The sequence below is a fragment of the Streptomyces canus 299MFChir4.1 genome (assembly GCF_000383615.1).
In the GTDB taxonomy this organism is placed as follows: domain Bacteria; phylum Actinomycetota; class Actinomycetes; order Streptomycetales; family Streptomycetaceae; genus Streptomyces; species Streptomyces canus_C.
Genome location: NZ_KB911641.1, coordinates 1 through 22,392, shown reverse-complemented (window position 1 = coordinate 22,392; position 22,392 = coordinate 1). Strand labels below are relative to the sequence as shown.

General features: G+C 67.4%; 20 protein-coding genes and 8 pseudogenes. 15 read left to right on the top strand and 13 right to left on the bottom strand.

Annotated elements, in window-relative coordinates; genetic code table 11:
* Nucleotides 1–56: 56 nt before the first annotated feature.
* Both H293_RS61540 and H293_RS61075 read left to right on the top strand, forming a co-directional pair.
* Nucleotides 57–179: pseudogene (locus H293_RS61540) on the top strand (hypothetical protein); the annotation flags it as partial.
* A gap of 44 nt (nt 180–223) precedes the next feature.
* Nucleotides 224–976: pseudogene (locus H293_RS61075) on the top strand (NF041680 family putative transposase); the annotation flags it as partial.
* Between the two features lie 134 nt (nt 977–1,110).
* Here H293_RS61075 and H293_RS0146095 read toward each other — a convergent pair.
* Nucleotides 1,111–1,704 (bottom strand): TetR/AcrR family transcriptional regulator, encoded by a 594-nt coding sequence (locus H293_RS0146095; RefSeq protein WP_310591964.1) that lies wholly within the window; start codon nt 1,702–1,704, stop codon nt 1,111–1,113.
* Nucleotides 1,705–1,807: 103 nt separating this feature from the next.
* Here H293_RS0146095 and H293_RS0146090 point away from each other — a divergent pair, with 103 nt between their 5' ends.
* Nucleotides 1,808–2,725, top strand: a complete 918-nt coding sequence (locus tag H293_RS0146090; protein ID WP_020124527.1) for an oxidoreductase — start codon at nt 1,808–1,810, stop codon at nt 2,723–2,725.
* A gap of 7 nt (nt 2,726–2,732) precedes the next feature.
* Here the strand turns inward: H293_RS0146090 and H293_RS61070 are convergent.
* Nucleotides 2,733–3,119 (bottom strand): annotated as a pseudogene (locus H293_RS61070) (transposase); the annotation flags it as partial.
* A 134-nt stretch (nt 3,120–3,253) separates the two neighbouring features.
* Complete coding sequence (locus H293_RS0146085; RefSeq protein ID WP_020124526.1) at nt 3,254–4,750, bottom strand: MFS transporter; 1,497 nt, start codon at nt 4,748–4,750, stop codon at nt 3,254–3,256.
* 518 nt (nt 4,751–5,268) lie between these two features.
* Here H293_RS0146085 and H293_RS56460 point away from each other — a divergent pair.
* Both H293_RS56460 and H293_RS56455 read left to right on the top strand, forming a co-directional pair.
* The gene (locus H293_RS56460) at nt 5,269–5,496 is read left to right on the top strand and encodes an amidase family protein (RefSeq protein WP_310591963.1); all 228 of its coding nucleotides are present in this window, start codon (nt 5,269–5,271) and stop codon (nt 5,494–5,496) included.
* Nucleotides 5,497–5,668: 172 nt separating this feature from the next.
* A pseudogene (locus H293_RS56455) lies at nt 5,669–6,480 on the top strand (IS5 family transposase).
* A gap of 76 nt (nt 6,481–6,556) precedes the next feature.
* Here the strand turns inward: H293_RS56455 and H293_RS54135 are convergent.
* The gene (locus H293_RS54135; protein WP_020124525.1) at nt 6,557–7,120 is read right to left on the bottom strand and encodes a TetR/AcrR family transcriptional regulator; all 564 of its coding nucleotides are present in this window, start codon (nt 7,118–7,120) and stop codon (nt 6,557–6,559) included.
* Between the two features lie 239 nt (nt 7,121–7,359).
* On the opposite strand from H293_RS54135, the gene H293_RS0146075 reads away from it, so the two are divergent.
* From H293_RS0146075 to H293_RS0146055, 5 genes are read left to right on the top strand one after another with little or no spacing between them, the layout of a single operon-like run.
* Nucleotides 7,360–7,554: a ferredoxin gene (locus H293_RS0146075; protein WP_020124524.1), complete on the top strand. Its 195-nt coding sequence runs from the start codon at nt 7,360–7,362 to the stop codon at nt 7,552–7,554.
* A complete protein-coding gene (locus H293_RS0146070) occupies nt 7,551–8,762 on the top strand; it encodes an NAD(P)/FAD-dependent oxidoreductase (protein WP_028808800.1) in 1,212 nt (403 codons plus the stop codon). The genes H293_RS0146075 and H293_RS0146070 overlap by 4 nt, the downstream gene beginning before the upstream one ends.
* Before the next feature lie 19 nt (nt 8,763–8,781).
* Nucleotides 8,782–9,993: a cytochrome P450 gene (locus H293_RS0146065; protein WP_020124522.1), complete on the top strand. Its 1,212-nt coding sequence runs from the start codon at nt 8,782–8,784 to the stop codon at nt 9,991–9,993.
* Complete coding sequence (locus H293_RS51880; protein ID WP_259294720.1) at nt 9,990–10,478, top strand: carboxymuconolactone decarboxylase family protein; 489 nt, start codon at nt 9,990–9,992, stop codon at nt 10,476–10,478. The genes H293_RS0146065 and H293_RS51880 overlap by 4 nt, the downstream gene beginning before the upstream one ends.
* Nucleotides 10,475–11,278 (top strand): SDR family NAD(P)-dependent oxidoreductase, encoded by an 804-nt coding sequence (locus H293_RS0146055; RefSeq protein ID WP_020124520.1) that lies wholly within the window; start codon nt 10,475–10,477, stop codon nt 11,276–11,278. Before H293_RS51880 ends, H293_RS0146055 begins: the two co-directional genes overlap by 4 nt.
* Nucleotides 11,279–11,407: 129 nt before the next feature.
* On the opposite strand, the gene H293_RS0146050 is transcribed toward H293_RS0146055, so the two are convergent.
* Both H293_RS0146050 and H293_RS61065 read right to left on the bottom strand, forming a co-directional pair.
* On the bottom strand, nt 11,408–11,671 hold the full coding sequence (locus H293_RS0146050; protein ID WP_199790283.1) for a recombinase family protein: 264 nt from the start codon (nt 11,669–11,671) through the stop codon (nt 11,408–11,410).
* 192 nt (nt 11,672–11,863) lie between these two features.
* Nucleotides 11,864–12,085: a hypothetical protein gene (locus H293_RS61065; protein WP_020124518.1), complete on the bottom strand. Its 222-nt coding sequence runs from the start codon at nt 12,083–12,085 to the stop codon at nt 11,864–11,866.
* A gap of 301 nt (nt 12,086–12,386) precedes the next feature.
* Between H293_RS61065 and H293_RS61060 the strand changes: the two are divergent.
* A pseudogene (locus H293_RS61060) lies at nt 12,387–12,589 on the top strand (IS1380 family transposase); the annotation flags it as partial.
* A gap of 8 nt (nt 12,590–12,597) precedes the next feature.
* Here H293_RS61060 and H293_RS0146035 read toward each other — a convergent pair.
* On the bottom strand, nt 12,598–13,509 hold the full coding sequence (locus H293_RS0146035; RefSeq protein ID WP_020124516.1) for an NAD(P)/FAD-dependent oxidoreductase: 912 nt from the start codon (nt 13,507–13,509) through the stop codon (nt 12,598–12,600).
* Nucleotides 13,510–13,625: 116 nt separating this feature from the next.
* Between H293_RS0146035 and H293_RS0146030 the strand changes: the two genes are divergently transcribed.
* From H293_RS0146030 to H293_RS0146020, 3 genes and pseudogenes are all read left to right on the top strand, one after another.
* Nucleotides 13,626–14,552 (top strand): AraC family transcriptional regulator, encoded by a 927-nt coding sequence (locus tag H293_RS0146030; protein WP_199790282.1) that lies wholly within the window; start codon nt 13,626–13,628, stop codon nt 14,550–14,552.
* Between the two features lie 94 nt (nt 14,553–14,646).
* Nucleotides 14,647–14,939: pseudogene (tpg, locus tag H293_RS61055) on the top strand (telomere-protecting terminal protein Tpg); the annotation flags it as partial.
* Nucleotides 14,940–15,104: 165 nt separating this feature from the next.
* Nucleotides 15,105–15,668, top strand: coding sequence for a TIGR03086 family metal-binding protein (locus H293_RS0146020; protein WP_020124513.1), 564 nt, complete (start codon nt 15,105–15,107; stop codon nt 15,666–15,668).
* A 108-nt stretch (nt 15,669–15,776) separates the two neighbouring features.
* Here the strand turns inward: H293_RS0146020 and H293_RS61050 are convergent.
* The 3 genes and pseudogenes from H293_RS61050 to H293_RS54130 form a co-directional block, all read right to left on the bottom strand.
* A pseudogene (locus H293_RS61050) lies at nt 15,777–16,045 on the bottom strand (IS5/IS1182 family transposase); the annotation flags it as partial.
* 270 nt (nt 16,046–16,315) lie between these two features.
* Entirely contained in the window at nt 16,316–16,987 is a 672-nt protein-coding gene (locus tag H293_RS51870; RefSeq protein ID WP_259294721.1) for a DUF6461 domain-containing protein, read from the bottom strand.
* 127 nt (nt 16,988–17,114) lie between these two features.
* On the bottom strand, nt 17,115–17,981 hold the full coding sequence (locus H293_RS54130) for a hypothetical protein (protein ID WP_158694565.1): 867 nt from the start codon (nt 17,979–17,981) through the stop codon (nt 17,115–17,117).
* Nucleotides 17,982–18,699: 718 nt separating this feature from the next.
* Here H293_RS54130 and H293_RS0146000 point away from each other — a divergent pair.
* Nucleotides 18,700–19,308 (top strand): recombinase family protein, encoded by a 609-nt coding sequence (locus tag H293_RS0146000; protein WP_028808798.1) that lies wholly within the window; start codon nt 18,700–18,702, stop codon nt 19,306–19,308.
* A gap of 148 nt (nt 19,309–19,456) precedes the next feature.
* Here H293_RS0146000 and H293_RS56440 read toward each other — a convergent pair.
* From H293_RS56440 to tnpA, 3 genes and pseudogenes are all read right to left on the bottom strand, one after another.
* Nucleotides 19,457–19,842, bottom strand: a pseudogene (locus H293_RS56440) (IS5/IS1182 family transposase); the annotation flags it as partial.
* Between the two features lie 133 nt (nt 19,843–19,975).
* Complete coding sequence (locus H293_RS51860) at nt 19,976–21,145, bottom strand: acyl-CoA dehydrogenase family protein (protein WP_078612911.1); 1,170 nt, start codon at nt 21,143–21,145, stop codon at nt 19,976–19,978.
* A gap of 979 nt (nt 21,146–22,124) precedes the next feature.
* A partial coding sequence (tnpA, locus tag H293_RS0145990; protein WP_020124507.1) for an IS200/IS605 family transposase occupies nt 22,125–22,392 on the bottom strand: 268 nt, incomplete at its 5' end.

Below are 22,392 nucleotides of genomic sequence, written 5' to 3'. Positions count from 1 at the left end.
CCTGGTGACGGCGTCGAATCGCGACTTCAGCGTGGGCGAAACAAGCCTAAGGGCCTCTGGTTCGTGGAGAGTCACGCAAGATCTGTCCAGTCTGTCCGGTACCACGGCCCTGCACCGGGGCGGCGGGCGGAATCGGCGCCGAGTTCGCCCGCCGGCTCGCCCAGCGCGGTGCGGACCTTGCGCTCGTGGCGCGATCGGGCGACAAACTGGAGGCACTCGCCTCGACCTGCCCGTCGAGCTGGTCGGCCGGCTCCGCTCGGACCGGGTCATGCTCCGGGACGCCGGACCGCGCCGCTCCACCCCGCGCGGCGGACAGCCCCGCAAGCATGGCGGCGTCCTCACCTTCTCCAAGCCGGAACCCTGGCACACCCCCGACCAGGCCACGACGTGCGATACCACCCGCTGTGGCACGGCCGAGGCCCTCGCCTGGGACCGGATGCACCCCCGCCTGCGGGCCCGAGGCCCTGGCTCGACCACTGCGGCGAACTCCCCTTGATCCACGGCATGTTGATCCGGCTGAAGGCCGACCACCTGCCCGGCGACCGCGACCCGAAGCCGGTCTGGCTGTGGTTCTCACGCACCGGCATGACCGGCGAAGACGTCAACCTGCGCTGGCAGGCGTTCCTCCGCAGGTTCGATCTTGAACACACCGTCCGGCTGTTCAAGCAGACCCTGGGCTGGACCGTCCCCAAGGTCCGCGATCCTCACACGGCCGACCTGTGGACCTGGCTGATCATCGGCGCCCGCACCCAACTCCGCCTCGCCCGACCACTCGCCGAAGACCTCCGCCGCCCCTGGGAACGGCCCACCGAGCCTTGCCGGCTCATTCCCGCCTGCCCGTGTCCGTCGGGGGTTTCGCCACCTCCGCGTGAAGGCCCCCCGTCCCGCTGGCGTGCCCCAACTCTCCCGGCCCGGGCCAGGACGCCCACCAGGCTCAAAGAACCGCAGGTCAGCAACACAACGGGGTGGGGGCGAACGGACAACGAACACCTCGTCGACTGCAGTGGCCCGCAGCACTGCCCGAGCCTGCCCGCCGATCATGCTGCCGCACCGGCAAACCAAGATTTCCGACGGAGTTATACGCCGGTCCCCCCGCTGGACGCAGCGTGTTCACGGCGCGCAGCCCCGCAAGGCGAACGCCAACACGTCGTTCAGACCGGGTTTGGCGGCATCGATGGCCAGTCCGCCGGCCACCGCGAGGAGGACGTACCCGTGGATCGACGCCATGACCGGGACGCCTATCTCCCGCGTTGAGCCCTCGCGTACCTCGCCTCGCCGCTGCCCGTCCTCGATGAGCCGGTCGGCCAGCGCCCCCTGCCACTGCGACGCCGCCGTCAGTTCCGGGGAAGCCACCGGGTCGTATTTCACCGAATACATCAGCTCCAGCAACGCCGGGTTAGCGACGGCGAACTCCAGGTAAGTGTGGGCGACGGCCGTCAGCCGGTCGGCGAAGGAGACCTCTGCCTCGACCTGAGTAGAGGTCAACATTGTCCTCAGGCGCTGGAATCCCTCCACAGCCAAGGCGTCCAGCAGCGCGGCCTTGCCACTGAAGTGGCGGCTGGGTGCGCCGGGGCTGACGCCCAGGTCCCGGGCCAGTTCCCGCAGGGATAGGCCGCCCGGCCCCTTCTCCATGAGCGCTTGTTCGGCCCGCTTCAGCAAAGCGGCGCGAAGGTCACCGTGGTGGTAGGGGCGGCGGGACGTCACCACGTGAGTCTATGTCCAACGACCTGCTCCACGGGCCTCGGGCAAGGCAACTCACCCCGATGTATACTTTGACTACATTGTGCGCAGTGAATACATTGCACGTATGGACAGACACGAACACCCCCGTTGGGACGTCACCCACCTTCCCGACCTGGCCGGGCGCACCGCCGTGGTCACCGGCGCGAGCAGCGGTCTGGGTCTTGCCACCGTCGAGGCCCTCGCACGCGCTGGTGCACACGTCACCCTCGCCGTCCGTGACCCCCACCGTGGCCAGGCCGCCATGCGCACGCTTGAAGGGGCACGCGGCAAGATGAGCGTCCGACCCCTGGATCTGGCTGACCTGACGTCCGTTCGTCAGTTCGCCACCGACTGGGAAGGCGACCTCGACCTGTTGATCAACAACGCGGGTGTGGCCAACATGCCTCAGTCCTCCACGAAGGACGGCTTCGAGAACCACTTCGGGACCAATCACCTCGGCCATTTCGCCCTGACCAACCTCCTGCTCCCGCACATCACCGGCCGAGTGGTGACGGTGTCGTCCCTGGCCCACAAGATCCCGAGAGGCACGCGGATCAATTTCGACAACCTGAACCTGACAGGTGAGTACAGCCCGGTGACGGCCTACAGCCAGTCCAAACTGGCCAACTTACTCTTCGCCCTCGAACTCCAGCGCCGCCTCGGTCGGGCTGGTTCGCCGGTGCGCTCCATGGCAGCGCACCCCGGCTACTCCGTCACTGCCCTGCACGACGACAACGCCACTTGGGTGTTGCGTTCGTTCGGTCGCGCGCTCAACCGGTTCTACGCCCAGGACGCCCGCACCGGTGCTCTGCCGACGTTGTTCGCGGCAGTGGCCGACCTTCCCGGCGCCTCGTTCGTCGGTCCCGACGGGCCTGGTGAACGACGCGGCAGTCCGGCCCTCGTCAGCCGCTCATCGCGCGCCAGTGATCCTGACGCTGCCGCCCGCCTGTGGACCGTATCCGAGGAGCTGACCGGTATAGCCTTCCCTGAGCTTGACGTTTGACCTCGGCCGTCCAGGACGTGCGTCCCGTCTCCAGCGCGGCGACGAAGGAGTAGGGCCAGCCGGGGATGAACTGATCCGCGCTGCGGCCTCGCCCGTAGACGTGGCAGAACAGCGGCTCCGGGCTGGTGGGGCCGTCGGGACGCAGCCAGTTGCTCACGTCCACCGGGAGCGCGATGCGCCGTCGGCGGCACGCGGCAGCGGCGTGGAGGCAAGCAGTCGCTCCGTACCCACGCCGGTGCTCGGCCGTGAGGGGCAACTCGACCTGCGACGTCACCGGGCCGTCTGAGCACAGCACCGCGTCGGTGAGCTCGAAGAGCGCATCCGCCCGGGTGTAGAGGCAGTCGGACACCCAACGCGGCGTCAGCGGACTGTTCAGCGGCGAGACTCTTCCCAACGGCCGTTCCTTCACGCGACGTCGCTCGACACCTCGAAGCGTGAAGAACGGCCGCCCTGCTGCCCCGGGAACGAACCAAGATCAGCAACTCAGGTGAACGGCCGAGGCTAAACGTCAAGCTCAGGAGGGGGCAATCAGATCATCTCCTTGGTGGTTGATCCGCTGTCCGAGGATCCGGCCGTGGACGAGTCGATGCGACGGGTGGCGGCACCGCCGGTTGCCGGGGCCCGGCCGTGTCGCATGCGCAGGGTGGTCAGCAGGGCCAGTAGTGCGGCGGCCGCAGCGCAGGTGAAGGCCAGCCGGTAGCCGCTGCCTGCGAAGAGCGTTCCGGTGGAGCCGACCGGATACAGGGTGCGCGCCGAGGCCAGGACCGATGCCCCGGTTGCCGCCCCGAGCTGGTTGGCGACCGCGAGCAAGGCCGTTCCGGTGGCGGCTCGTTCGTCGGGCACGGCCTCGGTGATGAGGTTGGCGAAGGCCACGTAGGTGAGCCCGGTACCGAGGCCGAACACCAGGCTGATCAGCAGGATGGCACCGCGTTGCCCGGGCAGTGCGGCGAAGCCGAGCGCCCCGGTCGCGACCAGTGCTTGCGCCATCAGCGCTGTGCTGCGAGGGCCGTTGCGCCTGGCGAGGTACCCGCCTGTAGGGCCGCCGGCGAGCGATCCGAGTCCCAGAGTGAAGGTCCAGCCGGCCGCGGCAAGTGCGGTGAGGCCGAAGGCGTAGCCGAGTCCGGCATGGCGCGGGGTCTGCAACAGTTGTGGCACCAGGTAGGCGACGGTGGTGGAGCAGGCGGTGGTGAGCACGGCCGGGAGCAGGGAGTCCCGCACCGCCGGAGCGGTGAGCAGACCGAGGTCGATGGCCGGGTCGGGCCTGTCCCGTTCACGTCGCCAGAACCCGATGGCTAGGAGTGCCGCGGAGGGAAGGGCCGCCAGGAAGCCGGGCGAGGACCAGCCCGAGCGCACGCCGGCGCTGATGCCCGACACCAGTGCCGCGGCGGCCAGGCCGAGCAGGAGTGCTCCGGGGACATCAAGTCGTCGGGGTTCCGCGCCTGTTGCGTCGTTGGGACGTCGGTCGTCAGGCAGGATGGCCGCCGCGAGCGGCAGCGCCAGCACGCTCAGCAGGAGGAGGAACCAGAACACGCCGGAGTAGCCGTAGCGGTCGACCAACGCGCCGCCGAGGAAGGGCGCGGCGAGCCCGCTGATCCCGACCCCGCTGGAGACCACACCCAGTGCGACCGGCACTTGATGACGGGGGAAGACGTCCCGGACTATCGCGTAGGCAACCGCCAGCGCACCGCCCACGGCCCCTTGCAGGATCCGACCGAGCAGCAACAGCGGCAGCGATGCGGCCACCGCACACAGCAGCGACCCGACCGCGAAGAGAGCCCCAGAACACAGCAATACCCGCTTCTTGCCCGCCACATCGGCGATGCGCCCCAATAAGGGAATGCACACCACGGCGGTCAGACTCACCGTGCCGGTGACGGCGTCGGCACCAGCGCTGCCGAAAGACTGAGTGAGAGATTCGGCCGCTGGGTAGACGAGGCTCACTTCCAGCGGACCCGTCTCCGTGAGGAGAACGAGCACGGCAAGGATGGCCAGTTGCCGGATCCGGGAATCGAGGGGAGCGGTCATCGGTGGATGCCCTGCTTTCGTGGGGGGTAGCGACTGGCCCGCATGGGGAAGTGATTGCATCGAAGGCACGTCTGCCTCTTGCGGCACCGGGCCAGAACTGGTTGTTCGCTCGGCAGGGACGTGCGTCTTTTGTCGTGGCGCAACGGAAATGGACGCCCGATGTATGCGTATTTAAAGCGTCAGGGCATCACAAATCACTATGGATGGACAGGCAGATTTGCTATCCGCCGTTATTGGCGGGCACGCGCTAGGCGGTCTTGCTTACCTGAAAGGGGAGCCGCTACTGTCCCGCACTTCATGGTGTTGCCGGACGCCCTGGTGCGGTGGGGTTTGCGGCGGAATGATCGCGCTTTCCACGGAAGGGAAATGGCGCCCGCGCTGGATATCGGAGAGTGGGCTCGTCCAGCATGTCCCCCCTTAAGGCGTTCAGCATGTGAAAGCACGCTAGCCATGCCGGGACGCTTAGTCAACATCGATCGTTCTGTATCGCGCTACACGGCAGGCTTGAATCCGACTCGGTGGATCCGCTGGCATCGCTCGGTCGAAGCCTGCAGTTCGCGCCCTTCACTCCGTTCGTCAACTTTGCTGGTCTGCCCGCAATCTCCCTGCCCCTGCACGTCAACACCGATGGCCTGCCGACCGGTGTGCAGTTGGTGCCCGCCCCGGACCGCGAGGATTTGCTGCTACGGGTGGCTGCCCAACTTGAGATCGCAGCACCGTGGCAGGGCCGTCGCCCGGCCCTGTAGACACGAAGAATGTCGACGTCGGACCCGGCATATGGATCGTCACCACCCGCCGCCGCACTGACAAACGCACCAGCTCGTAAGAGCTCACGCAGATTGGCGCGGTGGTGCCCCCTGGGAGCAGAACAGGCCCAGTGATCTGGAGTTGTGATGCTCTGTGATGATCGGGAGATTTGTGCCTGCACTGCCATCATGGCTGACCGCACCCCGCTGGATTGATTCGCGGCGCTGCTGCCCTGCCGACCGCCCTACGATCCGGTCCATCCGCTGGGCTGCGACCGCCCGTGGATCAGCGACCGGATCATCTTCGACAAGCTGCTCCAGCTCCTGCGCTTCGGCTGCTCCTGCAAGCCAAGCGGACACCGCCTGCTCAGCCACCCCGATCCGCAACCGCCGTGACGAGTGGATCCGACTGGGCATCTTCGCCCGGCTCCGGCACATCGCCTTGGAGACGTACGACCGCATCGTCGGCCGCATCCTGGACCAGATCCCCATCGACGGCTCGATCACCAAAGCACCCGGAGGCGTGGGAAGCCGCCGGACGCTCACCCGTCGACCGAGGCAAACAGGGCCTCAAGGGATCAGCTATGACGGACGGTTACGGACTCCGCTGGGCCGGGTCCCGGTCGTAGCCAACTGCCATGACGCGCCGCTGCTTGCCCCGACCTGGTCCTGTTGGACGACCGCGGCCCATTGCCTGCAGACATCACCGTGCACCTGGACGCCTGCTACAACTCGGGCAAGACCCGCACCGCCCTCGACGCGCGCGGGCTATGAGGCCGGATCGCACACAAAGGAGAGAAGGCCCCCATCCAGGCCCCCCAACGCTGGCACGTAGAGCGCACCCACGTCTGGCAAGACGCCTTCTGCCGGCTCGCACGCTGCTACGAACGCCGCACCAGCGTCGTCAACGCCTTCTTCGACCTCGCGGACACCGTCATCACAGCGCGTATTCCCATCCGCCGCGCCTGGACCACTCACCGCTGAGACGAACGCCCCCTCGACGGCAGGGCCCCCACGCCTATCTGCGCGAGCTCTTATCCGCCGTCACGCCCCAATGGGACTAGGGGGCGCTGTCGGCGGGGGGAGTGGCGTGGCCGTCAACTGTGGGGATGGACCGGGTGAGTTCGTCGACGAAGTGGTGCACGTCGCCGAGGCTCCATGCGTTTGCTGTGTCGTCTCCCAGCAGGAGGCGGCCGTGCACGGCCGACCACAGCGATACCGCAGCCGCCTCGGGAGTCTGAGCCAGGCGGATGCCGGTTTCGGCCATGCGCGCGACGGAGCGGCGCCAACAGTCCGCCACTTGTTGTATTTCGTCCCGGTGGCGGTTACGGATGGTGAACATCACACGGAAGCTGGTGGGGTTGTTCTGGGCGAAGCGGCAGTAGGCGTGGGCCACTTCGGCCAACTGCCGGGCCGGAGAGTGGCCGGCCGAGGTCTCCTCCGCTCGGTTCATCTCGTCCAGGAGCTGTTCGTAGAGCGCGCTCACGGCGGCGCGTGAGAGTTCTTCCCTGTCCGTGAAGTGCGGATAGATGGCCGGTGCGGTGACTCCTGCCTCGCGCGCCACCTCCCGCAGGGACAGCGGCACGGTCTGCATACGACTCTCGTCGGCGATGAGCCGCAGCATCGCTTGAAGGATCTCCTCGCGGAGCTTGGTTCCTTCGCCCCGGGCGTTGCGGGGTCTGCGCCTGGCGGCTGAGTCCGCCGGTGACGTCGGGTTTTGGACAGGTTCGGTCACGTTCCCCAGCCTCCCATACGCCCGCACCATGGACCGTACGCTAAACGCGTGTAAATATACGTCCGTAAAGTTAGAGTGGGCTGTCCCGCCCGGGCTTGCCTACGCCGTGTTCAGCGAGGAGAGCGTTCATGCGCATCACGATCGAAGAGGACAAATGCTGCGGCGCCGGCCAGTGCGTACTGCTCGCTCCGGAGGTGTTCGACCAGCGGGACGAGGACGGCGTCGTGGTGCTGTTGGACGCCGAGCCGCCGGCGGAGCAGCACGCGGCCGCCCGTGAGGCAGCGGCCGTCTGCCCGGCATCCGCCATCGAGGTCCAGGCGTGACTGCATCAAGAGGACTCGTCGTGGTCGGCGCGTCAGCGGCGGGCGTGGCTGCCGCCGAGGGACTGCGCCGCGGCGGCTACGACGGTCCGCTCACGCTCGTCGGCGGTGAGCCGCATCTGCCGTATGACCGGCCGCCACTGTCCAAACAGTTATTGAGCGGCGTCTGGGAACGGGAGAGGCTGCGCCTGCGCGCGCCCGAGACCTACTCCGACCTGGGCATCGAACTCCGGCTCGGTGTCCGAGCCACGGAACTGGACATGGCGGCCCGCCGGGTGCGCCTTGCCGACGGTACGGAACTCACCTACAGCAGCCTGGTCCTCGCCACCGGTGCCCGTGCCCGCGTGCTGCCCGGCGCTCAAGGGCTCACCGGCGTGTACACGCTGCGCACAGTGGAGGACGCGCTGGCGCTACGAACCGCGCTGGCGGCCCGCCCGCATCTGGTGATCGTCGGCGGCGGCTTCGTCGGTGCCGAGGCCGCGGCTGTGGCCCGTGGGCTCGGCTGCGAGGTGACGCTTGTGACCGACCAGCAGGTGCCGCTCGCGGACGCGGTCGGCGCCGAAGTCGGCACGATGCTGGCCGAAGTGCACCGAGAGCGGGGAGTGCGGATCGTCACCGGCTCGCCCGTCGAAGAAGTGATCGCCGAGGACGGGCGTGCTGTCGGTGTGCGTCTTGCCGATGGCCGCGTCCTCCGTGCCCAGGCCGTCCTGGTCGGCATCGGCGCGCGCCCTGACACCGACTGGCTCACCGGCAGCGGCCTGTCGCTGCACCACGGCATCGTCTGCGACAGCCTGCTGCGCGCGGGCGACGCCGTATGGGCCGCGGGCGATGTCGCTTCCTGGCCCGATCCCGTCACCGGGGAGCGCCTGCGCATCGAACACCGCACCAACGCCTCCGAACAGGGCATGGCCGTCGCCCGCAATATCCTCGCCGGGCCGTCCGCGACCGCGTTCCAGACCGTGCCCTACGTCTGGTCCGACCAGTACGACCTCAAGATCCAGATCTACGGCGGCACCCGCGGCGCCGATGCCGTGCACATCGTCGAAGGCAGCCTGAAGCAGCGCGCCTTCACGGCTGTGTACGTCCGCGACGGATACGTCGCCGCAGCCCTGGGCGTCGGCATGATCCGCCAGCTGCGTGCCCTGCGACGCCTGGTCACCACCCGCACGCCCTGGGACCGGGCCCGCACCAGCCTTCCCGTGACCGCCTGACACCCTCCAGGAGACGTTCATGTCAAACGACACCATGGCCGAAGCTCCGGCGTTCCCCCTGCCCCGCGGCTGTCCCTTCGCACCGCCGGAAACGGCCACCGCCTTCCGGGAAGCCGGCGTACCGCGCCGAGTGACGATATGGGACGGCAGCCGGCCGTGGCTGATCACCCGGCACGACCACGTCCAGCAAGTCCTCGGCCCGAACGGCCGGTTCGGCGCCGACGTGACCGACGCCGGTTTCCCCAACACTTCCAGCGCCCAGCCCGCAGTCGAGGGCAACATCTTCTTCCGCAAGGACGGCGACGAACACCTGCCGATCCGCCGCATCCTCAACCCGGACTTCACCGTCAAAGCCTCCGAGAAGCTGCGCGCACGCATCGCCGATCTGACCGAGCAGCTCCTTGACGAACTGGCGGACAAGGCCGAACCCGTCGATCTCATCGAGGAATACGCGCTCGCCCTGCCCACCATGGTCATCTGCGAGATTCTCGGCGTCCCCCTTGATCAGCGGCACGCCGTGCACGAATCCGCCAAGAAAGTGGTGCAGCTGAGCCTGCCCAAGGAGGAGAAACTCGCCGCCCACCGGAAACAGGTCGAGAACATCCGCCGCACCATGGCCGACAAGCGCGACCATCCCGACGACGGGCTCCTCTCCCGCCTGGTCAACACCTGGGTCGATGACAAGAACGTCCTGACGTTTGATGAGGCCGTCAGGCTCGGCATGCTTGTCATCGGCGCCGGCCATGAGACCACCGCCAACATGATCGGCCTGGGCATCCTCGGTTTTCTGCGTGAGCCCGCCCAGCGCGACACCCTCCTTGCGGACCCGAGGAAGAACGCGGCCCCGGCAGTCGAGGAGATGATGCGCTACTGGAGCATGGTGCAGACAGAGCCGCGACGTGTGTGCCTGCAGGACACCGAGATCGGCGGCGTCCTGATCAAGGCCGGGGAGGGCGTCATCTGCAATCTGCCCGCCGCCAACCGCGACCCCGCGGTCTTCACCGACCCCGAACGGCTCGACATCACCCGCACCGAACGCCGGCACATCGGCTTCGGCTTCGGCGTCCATCAGTGCCTGGGCCAGAACCTGTCCCGGGTCGAGATGCAGGAAGCCTGGCCCCGCCTCTTCCAGCGCTTCCCCACCCTCAGACTCGCGGTGGCGGAGAGCGAATTGCACTTCCACGATGATGCCCTCACCTACGGGCTCGAAGAACTGCCGGTGACCTGGTGAGTGCCCCGCAGGCCGCGGGCCCCGGAGACGAGACCGCTGGGCAGACGCCGGCAGAGCGTGCCGCACACGGCCAGGCCGCCATGGCAGAGATCATGCAGATCCCGGTCCCGGACATCACCGATCCAGGCTCGATCGGCGGCCTGGCCGCCCAGTACGTCTACGGCGACCTGTGGCAGCGTCCGGGCCTGTCCCGGCGTGAGCGGCGTCTGGTCACCCTGACCGTCCTGGCGGTCCTCAGCCAGAACCGCCTGCACACGCCGCTGCACATCAGAGCCGCACTGAACAGCGGCGACCTGTCCGAGGCAGAACTGCGCGAGAGCGCCGTCCAGATCGCCTTCTACGCCGGCTGGCCGCTCGCCACCTCCTTCGACGCCGCCATCGACTCGGTCACCGGCAGCCACTCGCGCTACGACCAGGTGAACCCTCAGATGTCCCGGCCCGCCCCCGGCCCGCCGCCGCCCACACAAGCAGAGGAGCAGCCGTGACCGCACGTCTGCAGGACAAGACCGTGGTCCTGGTCGGCGGGGGACAGACCCCGGGCGCCACCATGGGCAACGGCCGCTGCGCAGCGCTGACCTACGCCAGGGAAGGCGCCCAGGTCCTGGTCGTCGACCAGGACGAGAAGTCGGCCGAGGAGACCGTCGCACTGATCCGCGACAGCGGAGGCAGGGCCGTCGCCCACCGCGCCGACATCACTCTTGAGCAGGACTGCGCCTCGATCGCGGAGACCGCCCTGCGCGTCTTCGGGCACATCGATGTGCTCCACAACAACGTCGGCATCGTGCCGCGCGGGCGCACCGAGGACCTCTCCCCGACGGACTGGCGCAACGGCTTCGAGGTAAACCTCACTGGTATGTGGATGACGTGCAAACACGTCCTGCCGCACATGCGGGAGCGAGGACACGGAGCCGTCATCAACATCTCCTCGATGGCGGGACTGCTCGCGGGCGGCGAAGCCATCGCTTACACCACCTCCAAGTCGGCGGTACACGCTATGACCCGCAGCCTGGCGCTGGAATACGCACCCTACGGCGTCCGCATCAACGCCATCGCGCCCGGCATGATGGACACCCCGATGGGTGTGGACTCCATCGTCCGGTCGACAGGCGCCCGACGCGAGGACATCGCCGGCCAGCGCGCAAAGCTCGTGCCCATGGGCCACCAGGGCACCGCTCAGGATGTCGCCGACGCGGCCCTCTTTCTCGCCTCCGACGAGTCCGCGTTCATCACCGGCGTCATTCTCCCCGTGGACGGCGGCTTCACCCTGAGAGCCGGCATGCGCTGACAGGCGCAGGGCAAGGGGCCGGTCACAGTCAGACGAGCCGGACCGGCGAAGGAAGGAGTGCCGGTTCGGTCCGTTGCCTCCAGGACGGTGCCGACACGGACAAGATCGTGCGCACCGGGTCATCGCTCGTCAGATGACCCGGCTCACGCTGGATGCAGGCTTCGCCGTGCCGGCCGTCATCCCGATCACCTCGGTCCCTCCGTGCTCGCCCTTGCGGGCCGCGGTGTCGAGCCCCTCCCGCGTCGACGCCCGGATGTTCTCCCGTTCGGTCTCCGCCATCGCCGCGAAGAACGCGAACAGCAGCTTGCCCGGCCCGGTGAGGTCGTTGATGCCCCGCAGCGGTCCGGTGAGCATCTTCAGGATCAGGCCGTGGGCGGTGAGGTGGTCGGCGATCGCGGTGGGTTCGGCGGCATCGTCGCGGCCGGACCCAGCGGCCGTACGGCATCCAGTCGCCGGTCACTCGCCGCTCTACGGCCGCTCGCCGGTGAGCTTGAGTTTGCCGCCGGGGCGGTGGGATTGGCTGAGCATGGCCGCTTCCTGGAGCTGGTCGAGGGTGTAGGTGGGGGTGACCGGTACGACCAGGATTCATTCGCCAGCGAGCCTGGCGACCTCGTTCATCTGGTCGTAGCGGATCTCGGTGGTGATTCGGACGCCCTTCGGCTGCGGCGGTGAAGTCCGAGACGGTACGGACACAATCGGGATCCCGGTCAGCTCGATCAAAGTCGGTAGCGAGCCGCCGGCCGGACCCGGCTGGTTGGCACGGTCGACCCGGCCCCCGGTCGGCGCGGTGTCCAGGACGCGGTCCACGGGGCCTGGGGTCAGTGCGCTGACGCGTCGGTCATGCCTTCGCCGTAGGCGGTCACCTGGCGTGACGCAGAAACCAGCAGGTCGCCCAGCATGCCGAAGATCATTTATGAGACAACCCTGAGGCGAGTAGGTAGCCGTGTGGGGCTCTCGCACACGCGTGAGGAGCCCGGCCACGGGCTTTCATGCGGCAGCTGTCCGGTGGTGATCAGAAACGCGAAGAATGCTCCTGACCTGCGACGATGGGACCTTTCTAGGTGTCAGGTCGTCGTATGAAAGGAGCACTCTCCAGGTGAAGGAGCGTATCGGGTCCTAGCCGTCTGTCCGTGCCGGAGGCGGTGGTCGGGGGGCTCCCGCTGGCGGTTGCTGCTGGTGGAGACGATCCGCAAGGCTGGTGTGGACAGGGCGATAACAGCGGTTCTGGCGCCATGGCGCGAACCACGGATGGTGCTCGCGGTCGCACTGGGCGGTGACTGCCTTGCGGGCGTCGGTCTGCTGCGTTTTGAGAGTGGGCTTCAGTAGCCTGCGGCAAGTTGCACAGCGGCGGCGGCGCCGGCCAGGTAGCCCGACGCCACGGCGGCCGCCATGGACGGCGGGACCGAGGTGGCCGCATCCCCGGCCGCGTACAGCCCGGGGACGCCGGTCCGGGTCATCGCGTCTACTTTGATCGCCTCGACGCTGAGCATCTCGTCCGGTTCGGTCAGGGACGCTCCGAGGTCGCGGGCCAGCGTGGAGCGCTGGTAGAGAGTCGTCTTGACCAGCAGTGCACCGATGAGGAGTTCTCCGCCGTCGGCGAATACGGCGGACCGCAACTCGGCCCCTGGCCCGTCGAAGCCGGTGATCGGCCGCTCGTCGAGGCTCACTCCGCCGACGGCCAATTGCTCGCGGTGCTGGTCGGTCAACTCGCTGCCGTTGGTCAGCAGCGTGATCCGATCGCTCCAGGCACGGAGGTTCAGCGCTCCGTGCACGCCGACCGCGCCCTCCGCAAGAACACCCATGGGGCGATCGCTGACTTCCCAGCCGTGGCAGAACGGACAGTGGAAGACCGAATGACCCCAGCGCTCGTTCATGCCGGGCAGCTGCGGATAGCGGTAGTTCATTCCCGGGGCCAGGACCATGCTCCGGGCTCGCTCGCGACGGCCGTCGCTGAAGGTCACAGTGAAGCTTCCGTCGTCCTCCTGCACGCCATGGGCGACCTCGCCCCGGCACAGCTCGACGGACGGGTAGGCCATAAGTTCCGCGCGCCCCGCGGCGTAGAACTCAGCGGGAGGGCGTCGATCGTGCCCGAGCAGGCCTCCGATACCCGCGGCGGCGAGGTTGCTCTGCTGGCCGGCGTCGATGACCAGGGTGCTTCGCCGGGCCCGGACGAGTGTGAGCGCGGCACTCATCCCGGCGGCTCCGGCGCCGACCACGATGCAATCCCTCATGCCGATGTCGTTTCCTTGCATAGCACTCACCGAACCAGCTGCTGACGTGCGCGGACATACACAGTTGGTGCGGCTGCATACGAGCTTGTGCGGCGCATAGAATCGAGCGGGTGGACATGATCAGTCAGGCGATCACCAGCCTCCGGGTCGGACGTGGAACCGTACGACGATTCCGGCAATCGGGTTCGTGGGGTATGCGCTACTCCGGCTTGACCGGAAGCGGTTTCCACGTGGTCCTCCGGGGCAGCGGCTGGCTCATCGCCGTTGATGCGCCACCCGTCGCACTCCGGCCGGGCGATGTCGTCCTGATCACGTCGGGAGCAGACCACGGGCTCAGTCACGCTCCGTGTGCGCTACGCGGGCTGCCACAGGTGGCGTTGAGCCTGGACCAGCCGGTTTCCGGCTCCGCCGACTTCGAGTTCCTCTGCGGCGCCTACCGGTTGGACCATGGCCAGGTGCACCCGTACCTCGGGGCGATGCCGGAGCTGCTCGTGGTGTCTCCGGACTATGAGCGGTTCCCGGTGTTGCGATCGGTCGTCAGCCTGCTCGACGACGATGCGTCGTCTCAAGCGCGGGCGGGTACGGAGGTGACTCGGTCGGCGGTACTCGATCTCATGCTCGTTCATGTCCTGCGCCAATGGATGGAGGACGAAAGCTCGAAGGGCCGGCCCGCAATTTCCGACCCGGCTATCGCTGCCGTACTGCACACGATCCACAACAGTCCGCAGACCCAGTGGACGGGTTCGCTACTCGGCGAGACAGTGGGCATGTCCCGGACGGCGTTCACGAGACGCTTCACGTCAGTGGTCGGCAAGCCGCCCATGACGTATCTGAGGGACTGGCGACTCAGTTGTGCCGCGCGCCTGCTGCGAGAAACCGACGCATCACTGGCCGCGATAGCCCGGCGGATCGGCTACTCGACGGAATTCGCTTTTGCAGGGGCGTTCCGTCGCGTGTACGGCGTCTCACCGGGTCGGTTCCGCCACGGGGAACAAGGCACCCCATCAGCAGTCCAGCTGGAGATGACGACAAGCATCATGTGAGTCACACGGCAGGGGTGTCCGGTGGGTGATCAGTAACGCGGAGAGTGCTCCTGACCTGCAACGATGGGACTTTGTCTAGGGTCCTGTTGGCTGCAGGATCGGCTATCTGATCCGGCAGACGGGCAGCGCGAAGGCCGTCGCGTAGGAGCTTGGGGTCACCGCCGACTCCGTCAACCGCTGCCGGCACGGCGCCCGCGAGCACGTCCGCGCCGACGTCGCGGCCAAGATCGACGACGCAGTGCGCCAGAGGTGGCCGCCGCAGGTCCGCAAGCGCCGGCAGCAGCACGCCGCCACTGGTGGGATCACGTTGGAGACGCGGGCCGCTTCGGATACACCGTGCCCTCGGTACGACCCACGACGGACGCTTCCGGCGACTGACCGTTGAGGTCACCGGTCTCGTCGACGACCGGGACGACGTCGTAGGTGCCGAGGTAGTCGACTACGAAACCGCGCAGGTCGTTGCGGACGGCCATTCCGGACAGCCCACCGACGATGCTGTCATCGTCCGACCTGCGTTCGGGAGGGTGGAAGATCATGGCGTAGCGTGCCGCCATGACGACTTTAGCCCTGCAGTTGATACCCGATGCCATCGACCGTTTCGGCGCACGAGTGCACGCGGTTGACGGCCACCGGTGGAACGATCCGACGCCGTGCACCGAGTGGACGGTTCGGGATCTCGTGAACCATCTGGTCGGCGAGCACTTGTGGGTGCCGCACCTGCTCGCCGGAGAGTCCCTGGAGCAGGTGGGCGACCGCTATGACGGTGACGTGGTCGGCGCGGATCCCGTAGGCGCGTGGGACGAGGCCGCGGAGCGCTCCCTCGCGGCGTGGAAGAGCACCGATCTGTCCGCGACAGCCCGGTTCTCTTTCGGGGAGGCCCCGTTGACCGTGTACGCGGACCAGATACTCGTCGACCTGACCGTCCACGAGTGGGACCTGGCCCGCGGATCCGGCCAGCCCGAGTCACTTGACCCGACTGCGGTCGATTACTGCCTGGCCTACGCGCGTGCCAACGCCGAGAGAGCGGCAGGCCTGGGAATTATCGCCGCTCCGGTGCGAACCACCAGCACCGACCCCGCCGTTCAGCTTCTTTCCCTGTTGGGGCGCGCCGTCTGACGGATCCGATTCACGTGGTTTCGGGGGTGCTCGCGGTTGCCTGGCACGGGCTGCAGCGCAGCTTCGTGATTCCTGGCCGTGCGCGGTCGCGCAGGTAGAGGTGTGCGGTCATGGCCGGCGTTCGGGGCGTTCGGCCCGGCGGTGGGTGGTCCATGCTCGTCGAATCAGGCTATGTGCGGTGATGATGGGTCGGCGAGGTCCAAGAAGGCGTCGATGACGGTGGTCCGGCGCTCGTAGCAGCCGGCGAGCCGGTGGAAGGCGTTCTGCCAGGCGTGGGTGCGTTCGACATGTCAACGCCGACTGGTCTGGATCAGTGCCTTCTCGCCTTGGCGGGCGATGTGGCCGTGCAGGCGGCGTTCGTCGGGTAGGGCACGGGTCTTGTCCGTATGGAAGATTCGAACTGGATATGAACAGCCGTCTCGACCTGGACCTCGCCGCCACAGCGGCCACGGTGCCCGGCCCGCGCAGTCCGCAGGATGAGGCAGCTGCGGCCGGGAGCTGATGAGGATGGTCGGCTGCCCCTCGTTCCGGCAGTCCAGCCTGGTGGAACGGACTACCTCGATCCTGCGTAGCCACGGCCGTAGACCTGGGGTTGGCATAATCTGGACCACGCACCATTACGTGCGCGCTCGCCAAGGGCGATGCTGCTATTCCTCGGTCTTGAGGCCGTGCGTGTGCTGGATGGTGGACACGTTGGGGGCGTGCCGTGCCGCAGGTGGCGGAGGCAGCCCGGGCAGGGCGGGTCCCAGCAGACGTCCCGGTGGCTGAAGGGGTCCAGGGTGCGGCCGAGGTGGTGGATCGGGGGTTCGGCTGTTGTCGTCGAGGAGCAGGGTTAGCAGCGGGCCGTTGAGGGTGTCGGTGTCGAGCGCCGCCTCGGTGTGGTGGGCTACAGCTTTCAGCACGGGTACCAGACCGGGATGCTCCGTGCCCGCTGCGTCGAGCTGTTCCTGCACGGCGTCCCACCAGGGGTGTGGTGCAGGTGGTCTGGTGTAGGTGTAGCCGGGCTCGAAACGCTCGGTGCACTGACCGTCGCGCCAGCGCGCGAAGCCATTCATGCCGTCCCCGCCCCGTAGGACGCTGAAGGTCTCGGTGCCTTGGGAGAGTGCCGACAGAGGGCCGGACATTGCGCCCATGACCCCGTACTCCTCGAAGCAGAACGACCAGTCGTCCAGGGCCCCGGCACGTAGCACCGATCCATCTTTCCCGCTGAGCTGCACGGCTTGCTGTCGAGTCAGGAATTGGGCGGTTCGGCTGTCGGCCCCGTACCGGGCAAGGACATCGTGCGGTGTGATGCAGCGGGTGAAGGTCACGCACCACATCACCGTGCTTGGATCTGTGGCCCATGCCCACGGCATGGGCGGGGAGTCTTCCACGTTGATCTCCTTCAGCTCTACGGATGGGCCCCGAAAATCATTCTCGGGGCCCTAGACGGTGCGATGTCCCGTATCAGGCGATGACGTTGACGTTGTACTTCTCGGTGTCGAGGATGCGCTGGTTCTTCACGAAGGCCCCGTACTTGCCGCCGGCGGACTGGTTGGCCTCCAGAGCGACGTGACCACGTACACACGGCTCATTGAAGGTGACCGGCTTGTCCGTACGAGCCTCGTAAATCATCCACTGGCCGTTCTGGAACAGTGGGACGATGTCGGCACACAGAGCACCATCGGTTCCCCCCTCGAACGAGCCGGCGAAGGGAAACTCGTCGCAGGAGTCATTCGGCACGTACTGCGGGAGCAGCACAAACGGGTCGCTGCTCTGGGGTCCGCACGTGCGTGCCCGGTTGGCGTCGTTGAGTCCGTCCGCCCGGCTCAGCGGGGCCCAGTCACGCAGGTTGGCCTGGGCGAAGCCGTAGGCAGCGGCGGCCGCCCCGTGATTGGGGTCAGAGAGCGAGTACTCCAGGGTGGCCCTCCTCTCGGGGATGACACAGCCAGGCGTGGCGAGCTCCGCATCGCATCGGATCTTCGCCTGGACTGGACTGTCCCAGTTGACGTTGGGCTGAGTGGGGATGCTGCCCGTGGTGGTGACGTACATGTGGTACTTCGTCTGGAAGCTGTCCGACGCACCAGAAGCGACGCTGCTGTTGTAGGTGACAGATCCGGACGCCTGCCCGCCTACGCCCAGAGTCCTGGTCCCCGTCCAGGGGCGGTTGCTGGGCGCGGAGCAGGCCGAGGTGCAGGACACGTCGAAGGAGACGTTGAGGCTCGTCACCTGCCCGGTAACGGCGATCACCCTGACGGTAATCAGCTCGTTCCAGGTCACGCTGGTGGCGCTGAGGTCCATGCTGCTCTTGACATCCATCAGGCCGGTGCCCAAGACCGCACCCTTGTCGCTGAGGAGCGTGTAGGTGGCCTCCTGACCGTTCAGACAGATGCCGCCGGTCCGAGTCCAGGTCCAGTAGCCCGGCTGAGTAATGTCGCAGGCTTCGGCGTCAGCGGTCTGTTCGGCAGTCCACGCAGTGGCGGTGCGGCTTGCCGTCAGCGGCCTGGTCTCGACACACGCCGTGGCCGCACCGCCGAGGGCGGCCCGCGCGGAGGACTGGATGGGGAGCACGACTTTCCGGTGCCGATCTTCACTTGGCCCTGCTCCGATTCCGGGGCTGGGAGGTCGGCGGCCTTGATCGTGCCAAGCGCCTGATGCCCGGGAGTATCGGCTGCGGTAGCACTACCAGTGACAGCAAAGGACACGGCGGCTGCCAGCGAGGCAGCCGCCGCGATTATGCGCTGTGTACGCCTCATCAACTTCCTGCCGTTGAACGGACATGCACGGCGTGCGCACGTTTGTGCGCACGCCGTGAAGGACCATAACGGGGAGTCGCATGCGTACCGAACTTGATCGAAAAGTTGGCGCTCGAAGATCAGTTCTTGGCTTGCGCGGCACTCTTGCGATTGGTGTGGCTGCTGTGCACTTGGCGCCTCTGTGTGTCGGCAAACGAACGTCTGCCGACACTTCGGCCCGTGATCACGAACCCACAGGCGGGCCCTGTCTACAACTCGCGTCGGAAATCAACGTCGGAGAACGGCTCTTCGGGTAGATTCCGACAATCGGCTACGCCCGCACATCGACGATCGACCAGAATCCCGATCATCAGATTGACGCGCTTCTCCGCCACGGCGTCGACCGCGACAACATCCACGTCGACGTCGCCAGCGGCGCGAGGGCGTCCCGCGCAAAGCTGGACCTCGTCATGCAGCTCGTACGCGTGGGCGACACGCTGAAGGTCACCCGGCTCGACCGGCTTTCCCGCTCCGTGCTGCACCTGGTGACGCTCGGCGCCGAACTGCGCGAGCGCGGCATCGGGCTGCACGTCATCGAGCAGGGCATCGACACCTCCACGATGGAGGGCCGGGCGATGTTCGGGATGCTGTCCGTGGTCGCCGAGCTCCAGCGTGAACTCATCGTGGCGAACACCAACGACGGCCTCGCCTCCGCGCGGGCCCGGGGTCGTGCCGGCGGGCGCCGGCCGCGTCTCACCCTCGACCAGGCCGCGCTCGCCCAACGTCTCTATGACGAGCGGGAGAAGACCGTCCAGCAGATCGCCGACGTGTTCGGCGTGCCCCGGTCGACGCTGTACGGCGGCCACCTCGACAGGACCAAGACCGTCCCTCGCCAGCCGAAGAAAGCCGTCGCCACGAAGCCCTGAAAGCTACCGGTTGGTCATTTGTTCCCTGGTGTCTGAGCTAGGACTCCGGGGCCGAGAATCGGGAGGAGCGGCATCGACCCCAGTAGCCCAACCCAGAACATCACCGAGCGCTACCTTGCCCCTGGTAACAGCTTCCTTGCTCACGACACGGACAGTCATAGCGATTACTCAGAGCTACTTTTCGGGTGGTCGTAGCTATACGAGAACTGGGCCTACCGGAGCGTTTCAGGCCCTGTTTGCCCGCGGTTGACCGGTGACCGGCCGGCAGCCTCGCCGCCACCGGACGCCTTGGTGATGGAACCGTCCACGGCATCTGGTCGAGGACGAGGCCGACGATTCGGTCATAGGACTCGATCGCCTCGTAGGAACAGCCGAAGCGCAGCAGTTGCAGGAGCTTGTCGAAGACGACCCGGTCGCTGAGACGCCGGCGGTGGCAGCCAGGCGGATGGTCCGGGTGAAACTCCGGTTGCTCCGGAAGCAGACCGCGAATTGGTCCCAGAGCAGTTCTGTCAGCCATGCCGGAAGCACGGGCACAAGTCTCCCCAGTGATCACGAAGCGAAGCAGCTCCATGATCACCAGGACCTGTGCCCGTTCTGCTGCCAGGGGCCCCAACTGCGCCTATCCGCGCGACCTCTAAGGAAATCTCAGCCGGGCGCCGTCGTGCGCTCAGCCCACCTGTACCGGTGCGCCCGCCCCGGTCACCAGCAGGCCGTAGTTCTCGGTGGTGAGGTAGGTCGACAACTGTGCATGGCGGGCGCCGACGTTGAGGTCCCGCCAGAAGCGTTGCAGCGGGTTGTCGAGGGCGAATGCGCTGGAGCCGTGCAGGTCCAGCAGCAGGTCGACGGCGCGCAGGAACTGCTGCAGGATGGAGACCACCTCCATCCGCATGCTCGATCGCTGCAGGGCGGTGACGTCGTCGCCGGGCAGCTGCGCGGTGATGCGGCCCGCCAGGCTGATCAGCCGGTCGTAACCACTGGTCACCATGTGTTCGGCCTCGGCGAACACGTGTCGGGCCGACGCTGATTCGGCGAGACTGTTGTACTGCGTCATGGGCGGCTTGCGCGTCTGGATCACGGCTTTCACCACGTCCAGCGCACCGAGCGCCGCTCCGGCCAGAGTCGCTGTGACCGAGACCGTCTGGGAGACGATGTCCAGTGGCCTGCCCTGGGTGAGATCGGGCCCGCCATCGGGGCCGAGGGGGAACTCGAAGAGGCGCTCCGCAGGAATGAACACACCGTCGGCGACAACGGTGTGACTGCCCGTCCCCTGCAGCCCGGCCACGCGCCAGGTCCGGTCAACGGTCAGCTCGGACATCGGCGCCAGCGCACCTGCTACACGGGGCACACCGTCGTCTCCCACGGACACCACCGCCAGGAACGCCCAGTGGGCATCCTCGGCTCCCGAAGCGTAGGCCCATCGCCCGGTGACCTCGGCTCCTCCGGGAACCGCGACGGCCTGGCCGGGTGTCGAGCCGCCACACCACCGCACATCGGGATGGGTGTAGACCTCGGCGAGGACTTTCTCGGGGAACCCCCCGGAGAAGTGAGCCTTCGTTCCCGACGAGATCGACACCAGCCACGCCGAGGACGGACACGCGCGACCCAATTCGGACAGCACCCGCACCAGGGTGACCAGGTCCACGTCCGTCCCGCCGAACTCGACCGGAGTGCCCAGCGCGAACACACCGGCCTCGCGCAACGCCTCGAGACTCTCCGGGGCAAGGCGTCCCTGCTCCTCGGTAGTGCCCGCGTGCGCGGCCAGCACCGGCACTGCCGCACGTGCCTTCGCGACCAACGCTTCGGCCGCTTCCCGCACGCTTCCAGCCGTCTCTGTCATGCGATGTCCTTTGGTCTAGAAGGGTTTGCCGCGCCGAAGCGGCATCCCTATGCCGGTGAGCGCTGCCTTGTGCCGGCCAACCGCGCAGACGCACCTAGAAGCGTGACGAACTAGGCCGCACCTCCCGAACGGTGCTGCGCCAGACCGGGAATGACGTCGGAGATGACGCCGGACCCCGGAGATAGAACGATCGGTCTTGGAAAAACCTAGCGGCATCATGAGACGGTGGTCAAGGCGGTCCCGCTGGGTATGCCACCTGGCCGTTGTAATGCTGGTCGTGCCGTGCCCTGCGTGCCACACGCAGGGCACGGCACGCATCGCGGCGCGCTCCTGTGGCTGTACTCAGCCGCCTTTATGACCGGCGCATCTGGTCTCGCAGCAGCGGCGAGTGTTGCCCTGCCTCGGCGTCGCGGGAGGCATAACGAGCGGACTCCGTCTCCGGCATGTGAGCTGCCCGGGGGTGGAACCGTTTCGCATCGTACGTGCCGCCGGTCTCCTGCCGAATGCTGTGAGCGGGCGTCTACCAACTGTCGTGCGTGTTCATGTGGGTCACCGTGGCAGGCTGAGCCTGATGGTGGCGAGGCGCTCCGCCGGGTCTGAACCACAGAGCGGTGCCCGCACCGTGGACCCGCTGGCGCGCACTCGCGATGCCGGACGCGGGCCTGGCGGTTGAGAGCGGCTGGCTCGCTGTCATGGCCCGACGGCAGGGACGAGCAAGCCGACCGACACGCCGGCGCCCCGCGTTCTGGCCCGCGCCGCCCGCGCGAACCTCGGCGAGTTCGGGCAGCGGGTACGCTGCCGCCCCGGGCTCGGCGGGGCGGCGGTGTGGCTGGTGATCCTCGTCGTTAATGGCTGGATGCCGTCGCCGAGCAGTTCTCTACCTTTGATCTTGGCCAGTGCTCCGCCGTTTACGGTGGGGGTGAAGGCCATCTCAGAACTGCTCTGACCCGCGCTGGTGCACGGGTTTGCAGTGTTGTCCTCAGCTGGCGGGGCGCTGCTGGTTCTCGATGTACTGCTTGACGACGGTCAGCGGTGCCCCGCCGCAGGACCCGGCGAAGTAGGAGCCGGACCAGAAGTGTCCGCCCCACAGGTAGCGGCGGACGTGCGCGTCGTATTCCTGGCGGAGCCTGCGGGAGGAGAGGCCCTTGAGGCTGTTGACCAGCTTGGAGAGCTGGACCTTGGGCGGGTAGTGGACGAGGAGGTGGACGTGGTCCTGTTCGCCGTTGAACTGCTTCAGCTCGGCCTCG